This window comes from Mesotoga sp. UBA5825 (assembly GCF_002432955.1).
Taxonomy (GTDB): domain Bacteria; phylum Thermotogota; class Thermotogae; order Petrotogales; family Kosmotogaceae; genus Mesotoga.
Genome location: NZ_DJHG01000056.1, coordinates 7,795 through 26,903, shown reverse-complemented (window position 1 = coordinate 26,903; position 19,109 = coordinate 7,795). Strand labels below are relative to the sequence as shown.

22 protein-coding genes are annotated in these 19,109 nt (G+C 46.9%); 16 read left to right on the top strand and 6 right to left on the bottom strand.

The window, feature by feature from the left end:
* Positions 1–267 precede the first annotated feature (267 nt).
* The 4 genes from nagZ to B3N33_RS05260 are packed head-to-tail and all read left to right on the top strand — an operon-like array spanning position 268 to position 4,301.
* Positions 268–1,806: a beta-N-acetylhexosaminidase gene (nagZ, locus tag B3N33_RS05275; RefSeq protein ID WP_292592408.1), complete on the top strand. Its 1,539-nt coding sequence runs from the start codon at positions 268–270 to the stop codon at positions 1,804–1,806.
* A 1-nt stretch (position 1,807) separates the two neighbouring features.
* Positions 1,808–2,716, top strand: coding sequence for an N-acetylmuramic acid 6-phosphate etherase (murQ, locus tag B3N33_RS05270; RefSeq protein ID WP_292592406.1), 909 nt, complete (start codon positions 1,808–1,810; stop codon positions 2,714–2,716).
* The gene (locus B3N33_RS05265; protein WP_099830491.1) at positions 2,713–3,438 is read left to right on the top strand and encodes a GntR family transcriptional regulator; all 726 of its coding nucleotides are present in this window, start codon (positions 2,713–2,715) and stop codon (positions 3,436–3,438) included. The genes murQ and B3N33_RS05265 overlap by 4 nt, the downstream gene beginning before the upstream one ends.
* On the top strand, positions 3,435–4,301 hold the full coding sequence (locus B3N33_RS05260) for a BadF/BadG/BcrA/BcrD ATPase family protein (protein WP_102819249.1): 867 nt from the start codon (positions 3,435–3,437) through the stop codon (positions 4,299–4,301). Before B3N33_RS05265 ends, B3N33_RS05260 begins: the two co-directional genes overlap by 4 nt.
* On the opposite strand, the gene B3N33_RS05255 is transcribed toward B3N33_RS05260, so the two are convergent.
* The 5 genes from B3N33_RS05255 to B3N33_RS05235 all read right to left on the bottom strand — a co-directional run bounded on the left by B3N33_RS05255 (position 4,288) and on the right by B3N33_RS05235 (position 8,507).
* The gene (locus B3N33_RS05255) at positions 4,288–5,463 is read right to left on the bottom strand and encodes an exo-beta-N-acetylmuramidase NamZ family protein (protein WP_292592403.1); all 1,176 of its coding nucleotides are present in this window, start codon (positions 5,461–5,463) and stop codon (positions 4,288–4,290) included. The two genes, B3N33_RS05260 and B3N33_RS05255, sit on opposite strands and share 14 nt — an antisense overlap.
* A 10-nt stretch (positions 5,464–5,473) precedes the next feature.
* Positions 5,474–6,301, bottom strand: coding sequence for a carbohydrate ABC transporter permease (locus B3N33_RS05250; RefSeq protein ID WP_099830494.1), 828 nt, complete (start codon positions 6,299–6,301; stop codon positions 5,474–5,476).
* Between the two features lie 3 nt (positions 6,302–6,304).
* Positions 6,305–7,207 (bottom strand): carbohydrate ABC transporter permease, encoded by a 903-nt coding sequence (locus B3N33_RS05245; protein WP_099830495.1) that lies wholly within the window; start codon positions 7,205–7,207, stop codon positions 6,305–6,307.
* A gap of 61 nt (positions 7,208–7,268) precedes the next feature.
* Positions 7,269–7,949: an extracellular solute-binding protein gene (locus B3N33_RS05240; RefSeq protein WP_292592401.1), complete on the bottom strand. Its 681-nt coding sequence runs from the start codon at positions 7,947–7,949 to the stop codon at positions 7,269–7,271.
* 6 nt (positions 7,950–7,955) lie between these two features.
* Positions 7,956–8,507 carry an ABC transporter substrate-binding protein gene (locus B3N33_RS05235; RefSeq protein WP_292592400.1) on the bottom strand — a complete coding sequence of 184 codons (552 nt, stop codon included), beginning with the start codon at positions 8,505–8,507 and terminating at the stop codon, positions 7,956–7,958.
* A gap of 227 nt (positions 8,508–8,734) precedes the next feature.
* Here B3N33_RS05235 and B3N33_RS05230 point away from each other — a divergent pair, with 227 nt between their 5' ends.
* From B3N33_RS05230 to B3N33_RS05175, 12 genes are all read left to right on the top strand, one after another.
* Positions 8,735–8,941, top strand: a complete 207-nt coding sequence (locus tag B3N33_RS05230; RefSeq protein ID WP_292592399.1) for a hypothetical protein — start codon at positions 8,735–8,737, stop codon at positions 8,939–8,941.
* A 74-nt stretch (positions 8,942–9,015) separates the two neighbouring features.
* The gene (locus B3N33_RS05225) at positions 9,016–9,324 is read left to right on the top strand and encodes a cytoplasmic protein (protein ID WP_292592397.1); all 309 of its coding nucleotides are present in this window, start codon (positions 9,016–9,018) and stop codon (positions 9,322–9,324) included.
* Between the two features lie 34 nt (positions 9,325–9,358).
* Positions 9,359–10,393: a 4-hydroxythreonine-4-phosphate dehydrogenase PdxA gene (pdxA, locus tag B3N33_RS05220; protein ID WP_292592395.1), complete on the top strand. Its 1,035-nt coding sequence runs from the start codon at positions 9,359–9,361 to the stop codon at positions 10,391–10,393.
* 321 nt (positions 10,394–10,714) lie between these two features.
* Complete coding sequence (trhA, locus tag B3N33_RS05215; protein ID WP_292592393.1) at positions 10,715–11,407, top strand: PAQR family membrane homeostasis protein TrhA; 693 nt, start codon at positions 10,715–10,717, stop codon at positions 11,405–11,407.
* 321 nt (positions 11,408–11,728) lie between these two features.
* Entirely contained in the window at positions 11,729–12,103 is a 375-nt protein-coding gene (locus B3N33_RS05210; RefSeq protein WP_006489399.1) for a DUF2089 domain-containing protein, read from the top strand.
* Positions 12,104–12,112: 9 nt separating this feature from the next.
* On the top strand, positions 12,113–12,475 hold the full coding sequence (locus B3N33_RS05205) for an SHOCT-like domain-containing protein (protein ID WP_102819253.1): 363 nt from the start codon (positions 12,113–12,115) through the stop codon (positions 12,473–12,475).
* 6 nt (positions 12,476–12,481) lie between these two features.
* Positions 12,482–13,552 carry a DUF4097 family beta strand repeat-containing protein gene (locus B3N33_RS05200; protein WP_292592392.1) on the top strand — a complete coding sequence of 357 codons (1,071 nt, stop codon included), beginning with the start codon at positions 12,482–12,484 and terminating at the stop codon, positions 13,550–13,552.
* A gap of 23 nt (positions 13,553–13,575) precedes the next feature.
* A complete protein-coding gene (locus tag B3N33_RS05195) occupies positions 13,576–14,541 on the top strand; it encodes a hypothetical protein (RefSeq protein WP_292592390.1) in 966 nt (321 codons plus the stop codon).
* A gap of 227 nt (positions 14,542–14,768) precedes the next feature.
* Entirely contained in the window at positions 14,769–16,034 is a 1,266-nt protein-coding gene (locus tag B3N33_RS05190) for a nicotinate phosphoribosyltransferase (protein ID WP_165775396.1), read from the top strand.
* Positions 16,035–16,036: 2 nt separating this feature from the next.
* Positions 16,037–16,915, top strand: a complete 879-nt coding sequence (gene pdxS, locus B3N33_RS05185; protein ID WP_099830503.1) for a pyridoxal 5'-phosphate synthase lyase subunit PdxS — start codon at positions 16,037–16,039, stop codon at positions 16,913–16,915.
* Between the two features lie 3 nt (positions 16,916–16,918).
* Entirely contained in the window at positions 16,919–17,497 is a 579-nt protein-coding gene (gene pdxT / locus B3N33_RS05180; RefSeq protein WP_099830504.1) for a pyridoxal 5'-phosphate synthase glutaminase subunit PdxT, read from the top strand.
* An 11-nt stretch (positions 17,498–17,508) separates the two neighbouring features.
* Positions 17,509–18,165, top strand: a complete 657-nt coding sequence (locus tag B3N33_RS05175) for a class II glutamine amidotransferase (RefSeq protein WP_292592388.1) — start codon at positions 17,509–17,511, stop codon at positions 18,163–18,165.
* 53 nt (positions 18,166–18,218) lie between these two features.
* Here the strand turns inward: B3N33_RS05175 and B3N33_RS05170 are convergent.
* A partial coding sequence (locus tag B3N33_RS05170; protein ID WP_292592386.1) for a dihydrodipicolinate synthase family protein occupies positions 18,219–19,109 on the bottom strand: 891 nt, incomplete at its 5' end.

The window sequence follows — 19,109 nt, the reverse complement described above, 5'->3', positions numbered from 1 at the left end:
CCGGAGGCAGCATCACTTCTGTTATTGCTCTTACCAACCCCCTACGGCTACCCCCGACCACGGTTCTCCCAACAGCAATGCTATCTTATTTTTGTTTTTCCTCCAAGTTTTTCCTAGGCTGGTTAGCTGGAACTATAGTCAACTAAGGTCGATGAGCAAGTGTATTATTGATTATGTATATTCATACTAGACAAATATACAATTGACAATACAACCAATTAGAAATTAGAATTGAGCTGTCGAAAGTGAATGAAGGAGAGTTTTCATTTGAATCTAGATGAAGCCGTTGGACGGCTGTTTCTTATTGGAATTCCCGGACCGGAAATCGATAGCGACACGGAGAAGACTCTTGTACAAGTCAAGCCCGGAGCGGTGATTCTCTTTTCGAAAAACATTGTCGATGCAGCTCAGGTTAGGGCTCTGGTAGACGAGATTGAGAGAGTACTGGGATACAAGCCCGCAATAGCTATAGATCAGGAAGGCGGAATTGTGAGCAGACTCAGGGAAGGCTTCTCTGTTTCTCCTGGCGCGATGGCAATAGCGGCAACCAATAGAGTTGAGAATTCCTTTCTTGCGGGTAGTATCATGGCCAGAGAGATGAGAGCTATCGGTGTCAACTGGAATCTTGCTCCTGTAGTTGATGTAAACTGCAATCCAAAAAACCCTGGAATTGGAGTTCGAAGCTTTGGAGATTCTCCGGAGCAGGTAATCTCTTACGCAAGGGCATTTGTTGATGCTATGAGTGAAAATGGTGTTATGAGCTGCCTTAAGCATTTCCCTGGCAAGGGAAGGGTGGACGTAGACGCTCATCTGGATCTGCCGGTACTAGACCTTCCACTCAGCACCCTTGATTCTGAAGAACTGAGGCCGTTCAAAGAAGTTCCTGCCGATTCTATAATGCCCTCTCACATATTCATGCCGCAGCTTCAAGTTAGGCGCGTTCCGGCCTCAATGTCTAGAGAGATCCTAACCGATCTCGCGAGGGATTACTTGAAGTATCAGGGAGTCTTGGTCGCTGACGATCTTGGCATGGGCGGAGTGAGCAATTACTTCAAACCCGAGGAGGCCGCGATAGAGGGTCTGAAAAACGGTATGGATTATCTTACTTACTGCCATGAACCGGAAATTCAGAGAAGAGTCAAGAAGATTCTGATAAAGGAAATTGAGAGATCTTCCGAGCTTGAAGGTCGTTTTCAGCAGTCGCTGAGCAGAGTAGAGAGATTCAGGATGAAGGCTGTCTCATCGGCGAGAGTATCGCTCGAAGGGATAGGTTCACCGGAAAGCCTTGAGACGATGCAAGAGATCTCTGACAATTCAATTACGGCCATTCTGAATGACAGGTCTCTGCTTCCTCTACCAGTAAGCGATGTCAGCACGATATTCGCGGTCAGGCTTTCCAGATTGGTCCAGGTAGAGGATGGTCCCCAGAAAGGGGTTCCTGCTGTGGCCAGAGAGATCGCACAAATAACGGACAGTCCAGTAGTTGATTTTGCACCTAATCTCACCGTTGATGAAGCGGCCAGAATAGCAGCTAGTGCCCCCGCAAAAGGCATAAAATTGGTTTTCACCGAGAACGCTCATCTGCACGATGGTCAAAGGGAGCTACTCTTTAGGCTTTCGCAGAGAACGGGAAGGATGCTTGTGATCGCTTTGAGAAACCCATACGACGCGTTTGTGAACGGTGTGAAGAACTGCATTCTAAGTTACGGCTACGAAGCCGTTTCGCAAAAGAGCATCATGAAGGTCTTGAAGGGTACGATAGTGGCCGAAGGAAAACTTCCGGTCAAGATACCGCAGGAGGTCTAGGATGAAGTTTGATAAGCTTGATACGGAGAGGTCGAATCCCAAATCAATGAATTTGGATGAACTATCGACTTATGAAATGTTGAGGATCATGAACGAAGAGGATGCAACGGTACCTCTTTCTGTGAGAGAGGTCCTCGAAGAAATCGCTTCTGCGGTTGAACTGTGCGTCGAATCTCTTCAGTCGGGAGGAAGAATAGTCTATGCAGGGGCAGGTACCAGTGGCCGTCTAGGAGTCTTGGATGCTGCGGAGGTCGTTCCGACTTTCGGTGTTTCAAAGGAGCTATTCGTGACACTTATGGCTGGAGGACAGGAAGCTCTTGCCAACCCCGTAGAGCACGCCGAAGACAGTGTTGAACTTGGAGAGCAAGAGGCTGAGAAAGTCGCTATATCCGGAAGAGATGCTGTAATCGGGATTTCGGCTTCGGGCCGGACACCTTACGTTGAAGGAATACTGAGACACGCAAGAAAGCAGGGAGCAAGAACGATAATCATATGTAACGTAGGGAATCCTCGCCTTGCGGAGCTAGCAGATGTCACTATTGCCGTGCGAACCGGTCCGGAGGTAGTTACGGGCAGCACGAGATTGAAGGCTGGGACGGCTCAGAAGATGGTCCTGAATATGATAAGCACTATAACGATGGTCAGGGTAGGAAGGGTTTTCGGAAACTACATGATAGGCGTGAAGATTCTTAACCGAAAACTGGTCGATCGTGCAACAAGAATAATCTCGGAAATCAGTGACCTTTCTTATGAAGAGTCCGCGAAGATACTCGATGCCTCCGGCAGGGAGGTCCCTCTTGCGATTCTCATGGCACTGACGGGGCTCGGGAAGGGTCAGTGCGAGGAATCTTTGAAGCGTAACAGAGGCCATGTGCGTTCGGCTCTAAAAGAACTTGGAGGAGTGAAGTGAGAGAGGCTGGAGCTCCGGTTTACTACCGAATCTACAAAGAGCTTAAACGGCGAATAGGCAAAGGCGTTTACTCAAAGAAACTTCCTACTGAGAAGGAGCTTTGCGGCGAGTTCAAGGTAAGCAGGTTGACGCTGCGGAGAGCGCTCGACGAACTGAAGAGAGAATCCGTTATCGAGTCTTCTAAAGGTCGGGGGACCTTCGTCGTCGAAGAAAAACACGAGGAAAGTATCAGTACCCTCACAGGATTCACCGAAGAAGCTGCCAGAGACAATCGTAAAGCGAAGTCGATAGTATTGAAAGACGGTCTCATCGTTCCTCCTGTAGAGATAGCAGAGCTATTCGGTATTCCCGTGGACGGTATGGTAGTGTTGCTCCAAAGAGTTAGGTATCTCGATGATGAACCGTATGGAATTGAGAGAGCCTACCTCAATCCGCTGGCAGATATAAGGATTCTCAACATAGTGAATAGAGATATGAGTGAAGAATCGCTCTACGCAATTCTGAAAAACGAGTTTTCCATTGTCCTCGATCATGCCCAGGAGAACATCGAGGTTTGCAGGTTGTCGAGAGAAGAGGCGAAGCATCTAAAAGTCAAAGAGGACAGCTACGCAATATCTAGAGAGAGACAGACATTTACCAATAAGAATCTATGTGTGGAAGTGGTCAGATCTGTTTACAGAGGGGATCGCTACAGACTAAAAGTTGTGAGGAGAGTAGAATGAGTAAGAAAATCATCGCAATGGACGGAGGCGGAACTAATCTTAGAGTCACTGCAATCTCAAGTGAAGGTAAGATAAGAAAGAACTACGGCACCGGGGTTAATATAACTGCGGTCAGCAGTAGCAATCTCATATCGATTTTCTCGTTAGTTCGCGACGACATATGGGTCCCGGATGTGATAGTCGCTGCCTTCTCCGGTGCGGGAGACAGAACTCGCGAAGGAAAGCTCGTTCAGGCGCTGGAATCGGTTTTCAGAGGAGCTAGCATCGAAGTGATTATGGACATCGAGGGACTTTACAGAGCGGCAGTCGGCGAAGGAAGAGGTGTTGTTGTCGTTTCTGGAACCGGTTCTACTGTTTACGGTCATGACTATGCGGGAGAAGCCGTGAAGTCTGGCGGCTGGGGACACATATTCGATGACGAGGGAAGCGCCTATTGGATTTCCATGAAGCTGATCACCGCAGCGCTCAAGTATAGAGATGGATTGATTCCTCACGATCCCGTTTTCGATCGGCTTGTAGAATTCTTTGAGATGGAGAGCATAGAGGAACTTGTCAATCTTACGCTTCTGCCTGATATGAAAACGAAGATCGCCTCATTCAGCAGAGTTGCTCTAGAAGACCCTTCGGAACTGACTAAAAGAGTTGCAGATGAGGGAATAGAGATACTGGCAAAAAGGACTCTCAACGTTCTTGAGAGAACAGGTGAGGTCGATACAATCCACACATTTGGCGGCTCATTTGCCTCCGCCTATTATAACGAGAGATTCTCGGAGATGATAAACAACCACAAGACCTCACTCTTCACGGGGAACGTGGATGAGATCCTTGCAGAACAGGCATTTGAGAAACTCAATAGATCCTGAATTCTTCGATCAGACTCTCAAACTCTCTCTGTTCACCTTCCCATAAGCGGGAAAGCTCTGCTGAAGTTGCTCCCTTCAGCAACTCTTCTCTATACCTTTCTTCTCCCATTATCAGGTCGAAATGGTATCTGCCGTCCCACATCTTGTTTAGAGGGATGCTGGTCCCGTGATAATGCACATCCCAGTCAAATTTCTCTGGCCACAATCTTATTAGAGTGGCGATTATGTCTAAAGCAAGTTCCAAGGGTTTAATGGTGTTTCTATCGGCAACATAGAACTCAAGACCATTACAAGACTGGTCGTGCAACTTGAATGCCCCAGGAATGAAACTCCTCTCTCTGAAGGCAACACCGGGATGATCATGCTTTTTCATTTCCTTATAAAGCGATGAGGAGTCAATCCATGGCGCTCCTATGTATTTGAAGGGATGAACAGTGCCGCGCCCCATGGATAGGTTCGTGCCCTCGAAGAGACAGAAGCCCGAGTATAGTATCGCATGTTCAAGAGAAGGTATATTTGGAGAGGGAGTACTCCATAGATGGCCGGTCTCATCATAATACATGTCTTTGTCGTAGTTCTCCATGGGGATTACGATCAGATCTGCGCCGATGTCAAAAAGCTTGTTGAAGTACTTCGCAACTTCTCCCACTGTCATACCGTACCTCAGAGCCAAACCGTAGCCACCAACGATGCTGTCCAATCTCTTCTTAATTGTTGGGCCGACGACTTTGCAGGACAGAGGATTGGGTCGATCGAGAACAACTACCTCTATTCCCCGCTTTGCACACTCTTCCATCGAATATACAAGAGAGTAGAGGTATGTATAGAAGCGAAGTCCGACATCCTGGATATCATAAACAAAGGAGTCAATTCCCGAAAGCATTTCTTCTGTAGGACGTATGACATCTCCGAAGAGCGAATAGATTGGGATGCCGTACTTAGGGTCGACCGCATTGTCTACACTTACTCCATCTGCCGCGGCTCCCGAGATTCCATGTTCGGGACCGAACAACTTCACGATGTTGAATCTGTTACTGAGCAACAGGTCAACGTTGATTCGTAAATCTCCATTTACACCGCTGGAATTGGTTAACAAACCGATCCGTTTACTCTTCAGCTGGTTTCCAGCCAGAAGACAGTCGATTCCAAGCTTCACTTTCACGCCAGACACCTCACTTTATAGCTCCCTGCGTCATACCTGTTATGAATTGCCTTGAGAACAACAAGAAGAGTATTATCGTCGGGGCCACTGCAAGAGTAAGGCCCGAGAAGAGGAGGTGCCACTGATTGACGTATTCTCCGAAGAAGATCGAGACTGCGAGAGTTATAGTTGCCTTGGATCTGTCGGTTATGAAGATCAGTGGGAAGAAGAAATCGTTCCACACATTGACGAAACTGACAATCGATACTATGGAGAGAGCCGGTTTGACCAGTGGAAGTACAATCTTCCAGTATATCTGCATCGGAGAAGCTCCATCGATTCTGGCTGCTTCAGAAAGCTCATTCGGAACCCCGTCAATGAAATTCTTGAGAAGAAAGACAGAGAAAGGGATATTTACGGAGGTGTAGATTAGAATCAGTCCAAGCAGAGAGTTCGTGAGATGAAAGTTTCTCAGTAGTATGAATATGGGGATTATTGCGAGCCTCGCCGGAAAGGCCAGACCTAGCATCGAGTAAATGAAGAGAAATCTTCTTCCCTTGAAGGTATACTTAGAAATTGCATAGGCGAACATAGAGGATACTATAACAATTCCAATTACCGAGGTTCCGGCAACAATCAGACTGTTTTTGTAGCCCGTCCCTATACCGGCCTGTTGCCAGGCCTTTGAATAGTTCTCGAACATAACCTTTGACGGAAAGGAGAAGGGTTGAAGATAGATCTCCCTCATCGACTTGAGAGAGTTCAAAATCATCATGAAAAAAGGAACAAGTATGACCAGGCAGTAGACGGCCAGAAGGAAGTAGACGATTATCTTTCCGAAAAGACTTAGCTTCAGCATGTTTCAAGCACTCCTTTGTCTCTTCTCGACAATGTATACATACAGAATCGAGACGGGCATAACTATGGTGAAGATGAAGACTGTTACCGAAGCTCCCAGTCCCATGTCGACTGCCCCGCTGCCAAGTCCTCCGAAAGCCGTCCTGTAGAAGAGAGTCCCGAGAACGTCAGTAGTTCTGTAAGGACCAGCCTGTACGCCCACAAGAGCGTATACCATGTCGAATATATTGAAACTCCATATGAAAATGAGAATTGCTAGCGTTCTGAAAGTTGAAAACGTCAGAGGGAATATTATTCTCCACGTAATCTTCCAGTTGTTGGCACCATCAATGTAAGCGGCCTCTATCAATTCAGGCGATATATCAAGTATCGCAGCGAGAATAACGAGTACATAGAACCCAAGATTTCGCCAAACATTCACCAGAATAATCGTCGTGAGAGCCGTACTTGCCTGACCCAGCCACGGCTGTGCGAATCTTCCAAGCCCTACAAGTTTTAGAAGCTGGTTAACAAGGCCTGCTTGAGGATTCAGGAAGAGCACCCACATGAATCCCACAAGAACCAGAGGTATCATATTTGGAATGTATGTGACCACTCTGAACACTCCGGCTCCCTTTATCTTGCTTGCCAGCATAAGTGCAATAAGGAATCCGAGTCCCAGCTCAAAGATTACAAGCATGATGAAGAAATAAACGTTATGTGAGAATGCATTGAACAGTTCTTTGGAAAAGCTTCCGGTAAAAAGCGTACGGAAGTTCTTTAAACCGACGAAGGTCCTCGGCCCTACACCAGACCAGCTGAAAAAGCTCAGTATGAGGCTGTCGATCAGTGGGTATATTATGAACATAGAGTACAGAATCAGGGCAGGTAAGATGAAAACAAGAAGGTATCTAAGTTTAATCTGCATCTTCGTTTCTCCTCAATGAACTCTTCCCCGCTGGCTGGCGGGGAAGAGAAGAATTAACTGATTACTTGTTCATCAAAGGCGGGTACCACTGAGAAATAGCGTCCTGAGCCATCTGAGAGAGTCCTTCGGGAGTAAGCTGCCCTGCGTAAAGAGCTTGCATTCCTGGGCTAAGAACGTCGTCATAGAGAGAAGGTTTCTGTGTTGTGAATACAGAGCCTACCCAGTAAACCCATGGAGAGGCGTTGTTGTTGTAAACATCAAGAACCTCTTCTAGAAGAGGATCGGGCGGGATTTCTGCGCCAACAACGGCAGGAATATTGTAAGTGATTCCGGCGAATATCGTACCGAATTCAGGAGTGGCACAGAATTTGATGATCTCTTTTGAGTCCTCGAGATTCTTGACGTTTGATGTCAAAGCGATCGCTCCATCGAGATATGTGTAGGCGTAAGGTGTCTGGTCTTTTGTTTCCGGAGGAACCATGAAGTAGCCGACATTTAGATCGGGATTGAGATCCTTCCATGTCTGGTAGCCCCATGCTCCGTAGAACACCATTGCAGCCTGTCCAAATGCGAAAGCGGCATCCTGATCTACGGTCGAATTACCCATGAATCCATCCTGATAGTAAACTTTGAGGTCGTTAAGTTTCTTGTTGAGGTCGGTGAACTTTGGATCCAGGAAGTTCGTTTCGCCATCAGTGAGCGCCTTTATCCAGTCTGGTCCCAGAATGCTGACGCCACACATCGCATGCTACATTGCCAGCGCCCAGGCTTCCTTTCCGTAAAGGAAGAATGGGGTGATACCGTTCTTCTTGAACACTTCAGCATTAGCGATTAGTTCGTCCCAGGTTTCAGGTTCTTCAAGTCCGAACTGGTCGTAGTAGTCCTTGTTGTAGAATATTCCGACCACCTGAACTGCGAAAGGAACTCCATAAACTTCGTCTTCCCATGTAACAGAGTTCAGCGAAGCCTGAGGGAAGTTTGACATGTCCGTGAAATCACCGATCGGAAGATAGAGCCCGTTTTCAATTAGAACCTGAGTTCTTCCTCCAGGAAGTCTTCTGGAGTAGACAATATCTGGACCTTCACCGGTCTGCAGAGCGAGAGCTACCTTTGAATCGTATTCCGTTGGAGCAAAGGCTGTGAATTCGATCGTTATGTTGAGTCCCTGACTCCTGAGTGCGGCCTCAACATCTCTCCAGACCTGAGCATCTTGTGTCCGCCAGCTCCAGATCGTTACCTTACCGGCAAACGCACTAACTACGAGAATCGCAATTAAAGCGACTAGCAAGAATTTCTTCATCTTTCGCCTCCTAACAAATTAAAGTGAGAACACATTACTTGTTATGCTATCGTGAATCTATTGAGTGACACATACAACGCATAGATAAACCATTCTGTCTTGTCAGCAAGAGGAATATCCCGGATCGGCGAATGATATTGTTAGTATGATTATACAATATATGTCTAAGCGAAAAAAACAGTAATTAGCATTGAACAGGCACGATCATTGGAGCTCAATGCTAAAAATTGGCGTTAGGCATTCCTCAACGAAAGAAGATGGGTGTAATTACTTTCGTTGTTCTCTATTACCTAAACATTGACTACGAAAGGACGAACAGATCGAGAGCGTTTGGAGGAAGTTTGAAGAGCAAGTTTGGCGTTTTCGACTGCTCTATCGGTAAGCACATAGTTCAGGTGAAAACAAGACTTCATAATATCAGGATAATCATATAGAATCGTTATATGGTTCTGACAGGACCGCGGATATTGGAAAGAGTTACTAGATTATTTTCTGCCGGAGGCGACTGATGGAGAGAGTGACGGTTACGATTGAAGCAAGTATGGAGGGTGCTGTTGACAGCTTCTTGATAAGAAGGCATGGTGACGTTGAATCCCTCAAAGAAGCAATTGTTGCCGATGATTTCGAAAGAATGGGGGAAATCGCCGAATTCATGAAGAATGAGGGCAGCTGTTGCGGTTTCGATCTCATCTCCTCATTGGGTGCAAAGCTCTCTTTTGCCGCTTCAGAGAAGAATAGACTGGCAGCCGAGATCTGTGTTGACATTCTCAACTGGTACATGACGGGAATAAGGACAGAGATATTCGGAGAGGGATAGAAACGAACGCGTCTACAATGTACGGGGGTTAGTATTGCTTCTGAAACCTATGGAAAAGCCGGTTCTACCGGAAAGGCTTTCTGGAAAACCTTTGATAGCGATCACTATTGGCGACCCCGCAGGCATCGGCCCCGAGATCGTCTGTAAAGCTATAGCACACGGGGAAATCTTCGAGATCTGCAGGCCGGTTGTTATTGGGGACCGCAAGATCATTCAGCGAGAGATCTACAGAAATAAGCTGTCGCTTGACATAACTCTGGTTGAGGGCCTAAATGAAGAGATGGAATCAACTTCAGGCAATATCTCGTTGATTGACATGGGGAATGCTAATGACCTACCCGATTACGGAAAGATCTGCGGTGGATGCGGAAGGGCCGCCTATGAATACCTCGAGAAGGCTGCGGAACTGGCGCAAAAGGGAAAGATTTCTGCAATTACGACTGCACCGATTAACAAAATGTCCATTAAGGCTGCAGGAGTTCCCTTTGCAGGACATACCGAGATTCTGGGCTCGCTATTGGGGGCGAGAGACCCGCTGACGATGTTTGAAATAGCCGGTGAGCTACGAGTCTTCTTTCTTTCCAGACACGTTTCACTTATGGAGGCCTGTCGCATGGTGAAGAGAGACAGAATATTCGATTATATAGTTAGATGTGACGCAGTCCTTAAGCAGCTGGACATCGAGCAGCGAAGGCCGATTGGTGTTGCAGCCTTGAACCCACATGGCGGAGAAGGTGGACTCTTCGGGCGCGAGGAACTCGATGAAATTATTCCCGCCGTTGAGCTAGCAAGGCAGAAAGGGATTGATGTCCTCGGACCGATAGGGGCAGACTCGATCTTCTCTATGGCAAGAAGAGGCGCATTTTCTGCAGTTCTCTCTATGTACCATGACCAGGGCCACATAGCAACGAAGACACTGGATTTCGATAGGACCGTATCGATTACCCTTGGAATGCCAATTCTGAGGACTTCCGTAGATCACGGAACGGCCTTCGACATTGCGGGAAGGGGAATTGCCGATCCCACGAATTTGATCGAAGCCGTTAAGGCCGCTGCCCGCTATTCATAAGAGCCGCCGATAACCTCAAAAGACTTCTTCAACTATGATGCGGCTCCCGGAGGATTAATAGGGCACAGCTCCGGAAGGCACGCTCCCCTCACCTTCCTGAAATATCCCTGGATCGATCTCATTGTTTCTATTATCTCAATTTCACGCCTTCCTCTCTCATCCATTAAATGGCAGAGAGTCTCCCCTTAGTGTTCTCTTTATCGAGTAGTTTCCATTTCGATGCACCGTTACAGAGTACTGATGCTGAATACTTCCTCTTTGTCGCGAAGCGCGGGCTGGGCTATAATAGATGATCAAATACTTTTCCAGAAAGGAAGCTTCGTGAGCACAATAGAAGGCCGAAAACTCGACCCCATGGTTACGAGCGAGAACTCAAATGAAGGATTCAATGCGATTAGTCACATAGTGGCAGCGGTTCTCGGACTTGCCGGGCTGGTGTTCTTGATAGTCTTCTCTGCTATTCAGGGTAAATGGTTACATCTTGTAAGCTTCGCGATATACGGGACAACCGTAGTCGTCTCAATGACCTTTAGCGGACTCCTTCACTTTTTCTTGTGGTTTAGAAAGTATTTCAAGGTCTTCGCTATCCTCGACCACACTGCGATATACTTTCTCATCGCCGGCACCTATACGCCTTTCTGTCTCGTTGTCGTCGGCGGTTGGGTTGGCTGGACGGTCTTCGTGATAATATGGAGTCTTGCCATCCTTAACGTCGTGCTGAAGTCGGTATTCTTTTCCACGATGCCCCTTTGGTTATCAATGGCGGGATACCTCTCAATGGGCTGGCTCTCGCTTGCGCTGGTTTACAGTGTGTATATAAGGTTGGGGCTTTCTGCCATCCTGTTGCTGCTTCTCGGCGGCGCCTTCTATACGGTTGGCGCAGTGATTTTCATAAGGGAGAAACCGAACCCATTTCCAGGGAAATTCGGAAACCATGAACTCTGGCATATTCTGGTCATGCTCGGCAATCTCACCTTTCTCATGATGATGTTTTTCTATGTACTTCCTTACTAATTCATTTGGAACAGCAATAGTTCTTCGTAAGTAATCGAAAATATGAGTGTCGATTAATGTCGAAGTCTTAGTTCCAAGGGAATGAGGCTTTTATTGGAAATTGAGGCTCATATGTCTTTCGCCATCCCTTCAGATAACGCTTACGAAAGTTAATAAACGAAACGGACTCAACTCTTATCTTGAATTAATTGAAGTCTAATACAATAAATTGAAGTGGATCTAAATATATTTAAGTTATAGTTTGACTTTTTGAGTCGGAAGTTGTATAATGAACTCAGTTGAAGGTGATATTTGTTCAACTTATGTTTTGGAGGTGGACCGATGAAATACTCAATTAGCAACTGTCCCGTCTGTGGAGGGAAGATGACGATCACAGAGTACAAGTGTGATAGTTGTGGCACAACGATTAGGGGAAGATTTGAGCTTGACGATATCATGAAGCTATCTGCCGAGCAGCTCGACTACCTGAAGACTTTCATCAAGAATAGAGGCAATCTATCCGAGGTTCAGAAGGAACTGGATATTTCCTATCCGACGGCTAGAAACAGACTCGAGGATATTGTTAGGGCAATGGGCTACCAGGTTGTCGACAAAGATAGGGAGGAGGCTTCAAGAATCCTTGAAAGACTTGAATCCGGAGAACTACAGCCAGATGAAGCCCTTGAGATGTTAAGAAAAGTCAGAAAAAAGAAGTAGGTGATCAAAGTGGATAGAGAAGAAGTCTTAAAGATTCTGAAGCTCGTTGCCGATGGAAAGGTTTCTCCCGAGCAGGGCAGGGACTTGCTAGAGGAGTTCTTTGAATCATATGAAGAAGTGAAGTCAGGAGGGAAATTCACCATAGAGGTTGTGGATAACTTCACCGGAAAAGTGGAAGCAAATATTAAGTTACCCGTTAGGTTGGCAAGGTTTGTAGGAAACTTCGTTAAAGAAAAAGACGCGAATTTTAGAATCGGTGGAAGAGTGGTAGACTACAATCTCAAGGAAGTGCTTGAAGAGGTAATCAAGACTAGAGAGTCGGTTGAAATTGAAACCGAGGACAAGAGAGTAACGATAAAGGTAGAGGATTGAGGAGGTATGGTCGTGGAGAAAAAGTTTGAATTCGACAGCTCGGGTATTGAGATTTTGAAGACAACCTCGGCTAGCGCGGATCTTCAGATCGACCTTGTTGAAGAGGGAAATGTGATTGCGTACGTCGAAGTGGATTCGAACGATTATGTTCCCGAAGCCGAAAGGTCAGGAAAGAAGCTTACGATAAGATTCCAGAAGGGTACTAACATCAATATTCCTTTTATAAAGAATCTCTTTGACGGCGGAGCGGATGTCAATAATATAAGGCTTCTGGTGCCAAGAAGCATCCAGGAACTTGATGTAAACAACGCTTCCGGCGACATAAGTATTACTGATTTTGATCTTAGAGGCCTTAAGATAAACAACGTCAGCGGTGATGTCAAGATAGAGAACTGTTCGATGAACGAGTTCAATTTCAGCACAGTAAGCGGAGACTTGACATTCGTCGCTTCGAACTACCGAAGGGGTAAATTCGGCTCAGTTTCTGGCGATCTGAACATAAAGGGGCTTCCTCCGATGGAAAGAGACACAAGTGTTTCTACGGTAAGCGGGGATGCAATTATCTCTTATTCCGATGAGCCAAGATTTGATGCCGCTATCTCATCGGTAAGCGGTGATGTCTCCTCTGACGTAGGACTTGTTAAAGTAGACAAGAAGCATTACAGGTCGGGAAACGGAGAGCCACAGGAATATCTGAAAATGAGCAGCGTGTCGGGAGATCTCATTATAAATGCCAAGTACAGGGGAACGCCTGCCAAAGAAGTCAAGGTTGAGACGGCACCAAAGGTTTCGGAAGAGCGAAGATCCGATCGAGCGACCGTGGAAGAGAATCTCCAGGATCAGGAGACCAAGAAGATACTTCTGCTTTTCAAAGAAGGGAAACTTACGAAAGAGTATGCTGTCGAGATGCTGGGAATACTTGGATACTCCGAAAAGGAGATTGAAGAGATGCTAGAAGTCGACGAGGAGCTTAAGAAGCTTAAAGACTCAGTAGATGTAGTAATGACAGAGGAAGATGCTGAAAGCGAAGAGTCTTCAGAAGAGCCAGAGGCACCTGAAAAACCGAAATCGACCTGACTAAAGGAAGAGGGTGATAAGAGATGAGATTTGGAGCACTATTTGCGATTTTCCTGGGAATACTGATCATTCTTTCGGTAACCCATATAATACCGAGCTTTGCCTTCACAATTGAAATCTTCTTTGCCATTATCTTCATCTATCATGGGCTTAAGGTGTTTAGAAGATTTAAGTCGGAACATATGGGTAGTTTGATATTCGGAGGAATTCTCGTTATTGACCTTCTGATAGGCTGGAATATTATCAAAGGGTTCAGAGGATGGGGTTTCTGGGAACTCATTGTAGCCATGATTGGATCTTACATAGTGGGATGGGGTGTAGTGACGCTTTTCAAGAAGAGTTTCAAGCTTGGAAAGGCGCCGAGCTCGACCAGACAGATTCTCAATATGTCAAGACCCAAAGAATTCGACGAACTAGATATTGAACTTGATGCTAACCTTACGAAGGTGCTGCTTATGGACAACACATCCAACGGAGTTGATGCAAACGTAAGTTTCGATAGAATGAGCTTTAACGGGGATCTGAAATACGATATGGATAAGGGAAAGGGCATTGTAAGGGCGAGGTGCAAAGCAAAGTCCGGTGTTTCAAGTGTCTTGTCAAAGTCGAGAATGAACATCGAAGTCAATTCGGAGCCGGTTGTAAGGGTCGAGGCTACGCTTGATGGAGCCGATACAGTTCTTGATTTTTCGAATCTCAATCTGGATAGGGCTACAATCAAGACATCGCTCTCCAGATTGTCTATAATCCCCTCCCAACTGAAAGACTCGATCGTGGATATAGATTGTGAAGTGACTTCTCTGAATATAAGGACTCCCAAAGACGTTGCTTTAAGCATTCTTCACGAAGGAGAGTTGAACTGGAGCAATTTCAACAATCTTATGGAGAGAGAAAAGGGCTTTGTCTCGACCAACATAGATAAGGCAGTAACGACCTGTCAGATCAATGTGAAATCGGATATGTCAAAGATATCGATAGACTGGATATAGAGCAGATAACGTCTTGGGAACCGGCCTTGTGGCCGGTTTCTTTTTGGACTTGTCTGATTCATGGGGATCAGCAGCGGTCGCGAGCCGAAAGTGACTTATTATTATATAATCAGGTTACCGGATATATTTCTCCGGAATTTTCACTCGCGAATGAGGGTAGAGACAGGGGGCGTTCCGTGGATAAGTGCAGAATCGACCCGAGGGTCTTCAAAGTACCGATTGACAAGATGAGAGCCGGATACTATTCTGACAAATACTTCACGAGACTTGTCGAAGTCCTCAAAAAGGCAGATAAGAAATCAAGGGTATTATACCAGCTCTTCCCGAGAAGAGACGCGACAATAGTGGGAATTGACGAAGCGCTCGCCATTCTTCGTTTTGGGACCGGTTATTACTCGAATGAAGAAGAGGCGAAGAGGCTCTTCGAAGAGGTATTAGAGATTGAGAAGGAAGTCAACCACGCAGCCTGGGAGATGAATCGGCATGGACTGGTGGAGCTGACCGCTCGAAAATGGGATCTGAAGATGAAGCTGAATGATCTCTGGGTTGACAAATGGCCAGAACTCGAAGTTCGCGCCTTGTATGATGGTGATGAAGCAAAGGATATGGAACCTGTTATGACGATAGAAGGCGACCCCAGATATTTCTCGTATCTCGAAACCATATTGCTGGGTGTTATTGCGAGAGCCTCCTCAACTGCGACTGCCGTCAAGTCCGTCGTGAAGGCCGCCAGAGGCAAGGAGATACTCTTCTTCAGTGCGCGATTCGATCATTTCTGGACTCAGGCAACGGACGGATACGCGGCGCTCAAGGCCGGGGCCTTCGGAGTCTCTACCGATGCGAATGCAGATTACTGGGGCGTTGAGAGCATGGGGACGATACCTCACGCGCTTATCGCAGTATATAAAGGCGATACGGCCGAGGCCGCAATGGCTTTCGATCGTTACATAGAGGGCGGAGTCAATCGAATAATCTTGGTCGATTGGGACAACGACGTAATCGGAACTTCGGTCGATTGCGTTGCCCGCACTTACAAGGCCGAGACCGGTGAGGATTTCGTACCTGGCAAGACCGACCCTTCGGTTGTTATAGGTCCGGGAAAGGGAAAGATATGGGGCGTGAGATTCGATACGTCTGGCAGTTTGAGAGACGTTTCGGTCGTCCCGAAAGACGCTTCCTCCCTGGGAGTCTGTCCCGAACTGGTCTGGAGGGCTAGAAGGGAATTTGACAGGTGCGGAATGAAAGATTTGAAGATAGTCGTCTCGGGCGGTTTCACGGCGGAGAAGATAGATCTCTTCGAAAAGCTCAATGTTCCAGCAGATGTTTACGGAGTTGGTTCGTCTCTACTGAAAAACAAGCTGGACTTCACGGCTGATATCGTGGAGGTCGAAGGAAAACCCTGCGCAAAAGTCGGAAGAGGGAAGAAAGATGCTCCAGGATTGGAAAGAGTAGAGAGCAACTATTGGAACAACGATAAAGAGGAGAGGTGTTGAAAATGGAAGCAAAGGGAACCTGGACAGTGAAAAAAGGGTTCGCTGAAATGTTCAAGAACGGCGTAATCATGGACGTCACGAATCCCGAGCAGGCAAAGATAGCTCAGGATGCCGGCGCCACGGCAGTAATGGCTCTTGAGAGAGTACCGGCAGATATAAGAAAAGAAGGCGGAGTAGCCCGGATGGCCAAAATTGGCCTTATCAAAGAGATAATGGATTCCGTTACGATTCCAGTCATGGCTAAGGCAAGGATCGGCCATATCGCCGAAGCGAAGATCCTTGAAGCCATCGGAGTTGACTTCATAGATGAATCTGAAGTCCTTACACCGGCTGATGACAGATATCACATAGACAAGCGGATATTCACCGTTCCCTTCGTCTGTGGAGCCAGAAATCTCGGCGAGGCGGTTAGGAGAATCGCAGAGGGAGCCGCGATGATTCGTACAAAAGGAGAGGCCGGTACCGGTAATATCATCGAAGCCGTCAAGCACATGAGAACGGTCAATGAAGAAGTCAGAAAGGTTCAGATGATGAATGATGCCGAGCTCGTCCACTACGGAAAGGAGATCGGTGCGCCTGTCGAAATCCTCAGTCAGGTAAGAGAACTGGGAAGGCTTCCCGTCGTCAATTTCGCCGCAGGAGGAGTAGCCACGCCGGCTGACGCTGCGCTCATGATGATGCTCGGCTGCGATGGAGTCTTTGTCGGCTCGGGAGTCTTCAAATCCAAAGACCCTGCAAGAATGGCTAAGGCAATAGTGGAAGCAGTTCTGCACTATGATAACCCCGAAAAGCTAGCCGAAATCTCTGAGGACGTTGGGGATGCCATGGACGGTCTCGAGATCGGGACTCTCGAAGTCCGGATGGAAGAAAGAGGCTGGTAAGAGTTGAAAATAGGAGTTCTCGGAATTCAGGGTGCAATTCAGGAACATCTTTTGGCTCTGAATAGTGCGGGGGCGGAAGCTATTTGGGTGAAGGATTCAAAGGAGCTATCTTCCGTCAAAGCACTGGTTATGCCTGGTGGCGAATCTACCACGATGATCAGACTCCTGAAGAGATTTGAGATGTGGGAGCTTCTTAAGGAGAGGTTGAAGAGCGGAATGCCTGCCTTCGCTACTTGCGCGGGCATGATTCTCCTCTCGAAGGCTATCGAAAACGTCTCTAATCAGGACTCTTTAAGCGCTCTGGATATTAGTGTGAAAAGGAATGGATACGGAAGACAGATCAACAGTTTCGAGGCCGATATCCAGATAGATGAGATCGGTGCGGAACCGTTTAGAGCTGTATTCATAAGGGCTCCGAAGATTGAATCGACAGGAAGAGAAGTGGCAGTTCTTGCAAGCTACGATGGCTCGCCTGTACTTGTTAGGCAGAACAGAGTGATAGCCGCTTCCTTTCATCCCGAACTGACAGATGATCTGAGAATTCACAAGTATTTTCTCGAGATAGCAGAGTCAGTCAAATAGAGGAATGAAAAATGTGCAGAATGCTGGCCTTCAAAGCAGTTGAAGACATCGACGCAAGCTGGATATTTGCCCTTCTAAGCAGCATCTCCGAGAAGGGAATCTCAAGTCCTCACAGAGACGGCTGGGGTTATGCCGTGCGCGGCGAAGGAAGAGAGACATTCAATAGCTCGGGCGCGATCTTTGAGAGTGATGTGAAGATGCCGATTTCCAGAGTGGGCATAATCCACTCGAGAAAGGCATCGAAGGGATACACAGTCAATCTAGAGCATGTACATCCCTTCTATTCAACCGTTAGGGGAAGGAATTACGCCTTCTGTCACAACGGTACGATTTATGATTTTGCAAGCGACGAAGGAACTACAGATACCCAGAGATACTTCGAAATACTCGTCGGTAATCTTGAGCGGTATGAGCCGAAGACAGCTCTAGAAATCACATCGGGCTTCGTGGCTGCCAACTATAAGTACACATCCATTAACGCTTTTCTTACTGACTATGAGAACGTATGGGCCATAAGACAGAATTCCGAGAGAGATGACACGGAACACGCCCTGTTCCTCTATGAGAGGGATGGAGTAAGAATAGTGGCAAGCGAACCCATCGAAAAGTTCGGAGCTTTGCAGGGGAGCTCCATAGAGATAAAGAACGGCGAATCTGTCATATTGTGATAAATGATTTAAGGCGCCTGGAGGATCTCCAGGCGCTTCTTTTGTTGAGAGAGCTAGAAATCAATGCCTATCTTATGCATAACAGCAACAAGATTATTGTCAAGTAATTCTATTTCCGCATCTGTGAGGTTTTTCAGAGGTGTCTTGACTCCTCCCATTTTCAAACCCCTTCTTTCTAGAACATGTTTCATGTATGGAATATTCGCACCGTTTCCCACTGCCATCGTCAGCTTTGTCAAAGCCTTCTGATAATCAAATGCCTTGTCGAAGTCACCATCTTTCACTGCATCGCGGACCTTGACGAAGAATTCCGGAAAGACTGCTCCGGGGCCTGAAACACAGCCTCTGGCTCCGGCGATTAGAACGGATACGAAAGCCGCATCGCATCCAACGACCGTACTGAACGTCGACGGCAGAGCCTGAATCACGGTCAACGAATTCACGAAATCGCCGCTGCTGTCTTTCAAACCGACTATATTCTTATGTTTTTCGTGGAGTCTGGCAATTACATCGACACTAACCGGGTTTTTTGTTAGAGAGGGAATGTTGTAAATGTACAGAGGAAAGTCGCTAACAGCTTCCGCTATCTTGTCGTAGAAACTGAAGAGCTCCTCCTGCTTGTGGTTGAAAAAGAAAGGCGAAACTACTGCTGCCGCATCTGCTCCACATTCCTTTGAGTGTTTTAGCAGTTCGATAATATCTTCAAGCACTGCAGCTCCACAATGAGAAACAACCGTCATTCTCCCTTTGTTTGCCTCGAGGAACGACTCTAGAGTCTTCTTTCTTTCCGCCAATGGGAGGGACGTCCCCTCACCGGTCGTGCCGAGCACAAACATTCCGTCGACACCTTTCTCAGCCAGGAAGTCTACATAAGACTTTATTGCATTGTAGTCAACACAGGAACCATCATCATTCATCGGAGTCAGCGGAGCTACACCGACCCC